Below are 5,255 nucleotides of genomic sequence, written 5' to 3'. Positions count from 1 at the left end.
TGAATTCGTCCGGGCCTTTTCCTTTGCGGATACTGAGAGCTGCACCTCGATGATTGAGTTGAAGGAAAACCGGGTTCCATCCTCCCAGTTCCAATGACTCCCCCTTGAATTTTTTCCATTTTTTTACACCTTTCTTTGATCCAAGGTTTGATCGGTGAATCCCATCGGAACACGGCCAGGGTTGTTTTTTGACATTTCCATGTAAGCGATTAGGAAACCACGATCGCCGGGATCGGCGCATTTTTCTATGATAGCCAATGCTTTTTTTATCGGTTCCAAACCCCGCAGGTCGGCTACCCCATGTTCGGTCACAAGTACGTCTACTTCATGTTCCGTGTGATCAACATGGGAAACGCGGGGGACAATATTCGAAATTCCTCCTTTTGCTCTGGAAGGCAGGGCAAAAATGGACACGGCACTATTCCGGGCATAATCATAAGACCCCGCGATTCCTCCGATGAGGATGGAACCCCGGATATGGCTCGAATTAACCTGCCCCAAGAGGTCTGCTTCCAGGCAGGTGTTGATGGCCAGGATTCCCAAACGGCTGATCAATTCGGCGGAGTTGGTAACGCTTACCGGCCGAAGGATAATGTGTTTCTTGTAGTGATCGATCTTCGAATTCAATTTAGCCAAAGCCGCCCGGCTGAAACGGAGGCTGTTGCAGGAGACCGCGGCCGCGTTACCTGCATCGATCAAATCCAGGAGGGGGTCGGTGGCCGCGGCCAAAAAGAATCGTAAAGAGCGAAACTCCGAACCGACGAGGGAAGAGAGAAAGATATTCATCGCCTCTCCGATCCCCACTTCTATAGGAGGAAGTTTATCTTGAAAATGCTTCCGCTTTTTTTCTTCCCTTAAGAAATCGCCTAAATTTCTGGCGATCCGCAGGTTCTTCTCGCTGGGTTTGGAAGGTGAAAGTTCCCGGTCTTCAATATGAGAAAAGACGATACCGGCGATTTTTCTTGACTCCAGAGGGATACAAGGCTTCCCGATTCTCTCCATCGGATTGGTCAAGGGGATCCAATGATTTTTAACGGGCGAGTATATGTCATGAAGTCCTTCCAAAGACAGCGGCCTCAGTAAATTAATTTCAACGATCACCTTGGCTGCCAGGGCGACCCAATCTGGCGCGTCATAAACACTGATCCCGGGAATGATTTCCCCTTGCTCATTGATCCCTGCCGCCTCGATCACGGCTACATCGATGTCTCCGTAATACCCCCACCTGGCGTTTTGGGTAACCTTTCCTGACTTGCCTTCCAGAAACCCCACCTCCTTCCTGTTGACCGCCTCCCTCAATAACTTCGATCCGACGCTGCCGATCCTCCTCCGGATTCCGCCCACTTCGACCAAAGCATCCTCTATTTCGGGGCCTAAAGGGCCTGTGGCAAGAAGATCGATTTTTATTTTTTCTCCTCTCCGAATCCTTTCCGCAAGCCCCTTGAAAAACCCTTTGGGATATCCCGCAAGAATATTCCCGGAGGTCGCTACAACCGCTCCATCCCGGATCATTCCCGCGGCTTCTTCGATCGAACATACATATTTCCGGAGTCCCGGATCTTTGATTCTATGAAAGTATTCTTCCATATCTAAAACCTCTTTTATTTCCACTTAAATTGAGGGATTTTTTTTAAAATCACAGAGAACCCAGAGAATCATTTCATAGTTATACATAACGACATAAATAAATGCGCAGGCATCGTCATTCCCGCGAAAGCGGTCCGCCTCAGGCGGACAGAAAACCGACTGGATTCCGGGTCAAGCCCGGAATGACAGACCACAGGAGGTTGTTGTAAATATGCGCAAAAATTTAGGGCGCTTTGTATAAAAAAATAAGCTCAATCTTTTCTCTTCGTTCTCATGTATTAAATTCATAAGCTAAAATGTTTTATTGTCCTCACGTAACGAGGGCACAGACTTCGGCGAGCTCAGTCATGTCGAGTAAAGGATAAAGGAGCGAAAAGGAGTTGATTTCCTTTATTTATTTTAACTTTCCTCTGTCCCTCTGTGGTGAATCGCCTTTTTTAGGTTTGAGTAAATTAAAAAACAAAGGAGTTAACCACGCTCCCAGCGTGGCTAACTCCTTTTATTGATTGGTGAGCCGTGCGGGGCTCGAACCCACGACCACCTGATTAAAAGTCAGGTGCTCTACCAACTGAGCTAACGGCTCACGTTTTTATCGGACGCAGATTTTCGCCGATCACCGCAGATTATGATTTTCTTTATTTTCATCTAAAACATAGCCAAAGATATTTGAAATTTTCCCCCTCACCCCACCCTCTCTCCGCCTGAGGCGGAAGAGGGAAAGGGTGAATCTGCGTCCTGGTAATTTTTATTTTAAACGGCTTCGGGCCTTAGAGCAAGCTTTTTATGAAAGACGAGGACCTCGTTCAAAGGGGTTACGCCGCAAAATTGTCTCTTCCCGGCGCTCGCCCACAGAGACCAAAATCACTTCTGTTTCCGTCAATTCCTCAATGCGTATGACATAATCCTGAGCCTGCGGAGGAAGGTCTTTGAAATTGCGGGCATTCCTCAACTCGCCCTTCCATCCCGGAATTTCTTCATATACGGGTACACATTCCTGCAGGACTTCAATCGACGAAGGAACTTCTTGGCAGCGCTTATTCCTGTGTTGGTAGGATGTGCAAATTTTAATGGTCTCAAACTCGCTGAGCACATCCATTTTGGTCAGGGCGATTCCCGTGAGGCCGTTCAAGCGGATTGCATCCCGGAGCAGGGGAATATCCAGCCAACCACATCGTCGTGGCCTTCCGGTGGTTGCTCCGAATTCTCTACCCCGTTCCCGAATTCTTTCCCCCACCTTGTCTTTAAGCTCGGTGGGAAAAGGTCCTTCGCCCACCCGAGTCGTGTACGCCTTGGAGACTCCAATTACCTCGGTGATTTTCGTCGGCCCGATCCCCGCTCCCGTGCAGGCCCCTCCCGCTACGGTGTTGGAAGAGGTTACAAAAGGATAGGTGCCGTGGTCAACGTCCAAATGGGTCCCCTGCGCTCCCTCCAAAAGGATATGCTGGCCCTGCTTGATCTGGTGGTTGATGAAAACAGAAATATCAATCACGTATTTTTTCAGTCGCTCGCCATACCCGCCATATTCCTGAAAGATCTCTTCCAGATCGAATCCTTTGTCCTTCAGGCAAGTTTCCAGGCAACGGTTTTTAATGGCCAAGGTGGCTTCTAACTTTTTTCGGAAAATTTTTGAGTTGCAAAGGTCTCCGACCCGTATTCCATCTCTGGCTACTTTGTCTTCGTAAGCCGGACCGATCCCTCTTCCCGTGGTCCCGATTTTCCCCTCGCCTTTCATCCGCTCCCGGGCCACATCCATGCGCCGGTGATAGGGCATGATCAGATGGGCATCCTCGCTGATCAAAAGTTGATCATCGCCTTTAAAATAGCCCAGCTTCTGCAGCTCATCAATCTCCGCCAGCAAAACCTGCGGGTCCACGACCACGCCGTTCCCGATGACGCATTTTTTCTGCGGGTAGAGAGCACCTGATGGAATAAGGTGCAAAATGACCTTCTGTTGTCCAACCACCACGGTGTGTCCGGCATTATTCCCACCCTGGAAGCGAACAACTACATGGGCAAATTCAGTCAAAAGGTCAACGATCTTTCCTTTGCCCTCATCCCCCCACTGCATACCGATGATGATGATGTTAGCCATAAAAAACCTCTAAAACATAGGCTATAGGTTAGAGGCTATGGGCGATGGGATATGATTTTTTCTTTTTATCGCCCATTGCCTATTGCCTGTTTTTTTCGGTTAGTACTTCCATCGCTGCCCGAACACCCTTACCCATTTCTACCGCGTAGCCCAGTTCCTTGAGGGTCATTTCCACTGCGGCCACAGCCATGATGACGTCAAACTTATCCACGTACCCCATGTGGGCAATCCGAAAGATTTTTCCCTTAGCCTGATCTTGACCGCCGGCAATGGTCAGGTTGTGTCTATCCCGCAAGATCTTTACCACCTTCTGGCCATCTACTCCCGGGGGTGCCAGCACAGCCGTTACTGTGTCGGAGTAAGCCTGGGGGGCATAAAGTTTTAAACCGAGAGCCAGCATGGCCTCACGAGTGGCCCTGGCCAGTCGGGCATGGCGGGCGAAAATATTCTCCAACCCTTCTTTCCTGATCCTTCGCAACGATTCGGCTAAACCCATGACTAAGGATACCGCCGGGGTATAGGCACTCTGATTCTGCATCAGGTTCTTCAATTCCTTCTTGAAATCGAAGTAGAACTTGGGCAGAGTTGACTTTCCTACGAACTCCCAGGCCTTATCGCTAAGGGCCGCAAAAGACAAGCCGGGTGGGAGCATGAAGGCTTTTTGAGAACCGGCCACGACGATGTCCAGCTTCCATTCGTCCATAGGTAATTTCACTGCCCCCAAGTGGGAAACAGCGTCCACCACCATGATCGTTCCCGGATAACGGGAAACGATTTCGGCAATCTCTTTAATGGGATAGAGTACACCCGTAGAGGTCTCGGTAGCCTGGGTGAAAACGGCTTTGACCGATGGGTCGGCCTGTAAGGCTTGGGCGATCAAAGTTGGATCAATGGGCTGTCCCCATTCCACGGGTAAAATCTGCGCTTTCACGCCGTAGGCTTTACAGATATTCGCCCAGCGTTCCCCAAACTTTCCACCCTCAATCACGATCGCTTTATCGCCTGCGGAAAGAGTATTGGTAACGGCCCCTTCCATCGCCCCCGTTCCTGAAGAAGCAAAGATCAAAACTTCTTTTTTCGTCTGGAAGAGATATTTCAACCCTTCGCGCACTTCTCCCAATATTTTTTCATATGCTGGCGCACGGTGATGGATGATGGGTTCAGCCATCCGCTGCAGGATTTCGGGAGGAACCGGTGTGGGTCCGGGTGCCAACAGGTATTGTTTATCCATCAATTCCTACCTCCTTAGTCTCTTAAGAATGAAGTTATGCGCAAACTGGCAAGAAAGTTCTTCAAACAAACGCCATGAGAAAAATCCTAAATCCGAAGCACGAAATCCCAAACAAGCACGAAGGTTCAAAATCCCAATGTTCCCAACAAGACCTTTTTGAATTTGGAATTTTGGATTTGGGATTTGTTTCGGATTTCGATATTCGGATTTCGGATTTTTCAATACACCTTTTTGGTTCCGGCTACCCCGGGTTAGGCCATTAATTGGGTTCCTACATCAAGATGGGGTAGGGATCTCCTTCGGCCTTGATTTCATGTTGCCCTAAATAGACCAAGCCTTTTCTTC

At 49.1% G+C, this 5,255-nt stretch carries 3 protein-coding genes and 1 tRNA gene; all 4 read right to left on the bottom strand.

The features are described from left to right. Positions 1 to 123 precede the first annotated feature (123 nt). The gene (locus Q7V48_06450; protein ID MDO9210374.1) at positions 124 to 1,587 is read right to left on the bottom strand and encodes an acetyl-CoA hydrolase/transferase C-terminal domain-containing protein; all 1,464 of its coding nucleotides are present in this window, start codon (positions 1,585 to 1,587) and stop codon (positions 124 to 126) included. Positions 1,588 to 2,094: 507 nt separating this feature from the next. Then, positions 2,095 to 2,170, bottom strand: a tRNA-Lys gene (locus tag Q7V48_06445). 198 nt (positions 2,171 to 2,368) lie between these two features. After that, positions 2,369 to 3,679 (bottom strand): adenylosuccinate synthase, encoded by a 1,311-nt coding sequence (locus tag Q7V48_06440; GenBank protein MDO9210373.1) that lies wholly within the window; start codon positions 3,677 to 3,679, stop codon positions 2,369 to 2,371. A 79-nt stretch (positions 3,680 to 3,758) separates the two neighbouring features. Beyond that, positions 3,759 to 4,910 (bottom strand): alanine--glyoxylate aminotransferase family protein, encoded by a 1,152-nt coding sequence (locus Q7V48_06435; GenBank protein MDO9210372.1) that lies wholly within the window; start codon positions 4,908 to 4,910, stop codon positions 3,759 to 3,761. Positions 4,911 to 5,255 lie beyond the last annotated feature (345 nt).

This window comes from Deltaproteobacteria bacterium (genome assembly GCA_030654105.1).
Lineage (GTDB): Bacteria > Desulfobacterota > SM23-61 > SM23-61 > SM23-61 > JAHJQK01.
Note: the sequence above shows the minus strand (reverse complement) of the source record. Positions and strands in the feature narration are given on the sequence as shown.

Bases quoted from the DNA above. Each gene is read 5' to 3' on its own strand.
- Q7V48_06435 (MDO9210372.1), bottom strand. From the start codon at position 4,910: ATGGATAAACAATACCTGTTGGCACCCGGACCCACACCGGTTCCTCCC.
- Q7V48_06450 (MDO9210374.1), bottom strand. From the start codon at position 1,587: ATGGAAGAATACTTTCATAGAATCAAAGATCCGGGACTCCGGAAATAT.
- Q7V48_06440 (MDO9210373.1), bottom strand. From the start codon at position 3,679: ATGGCTAACATCATCATCATCGGTATGCAGTGGGGGGATGAGGGCAAA.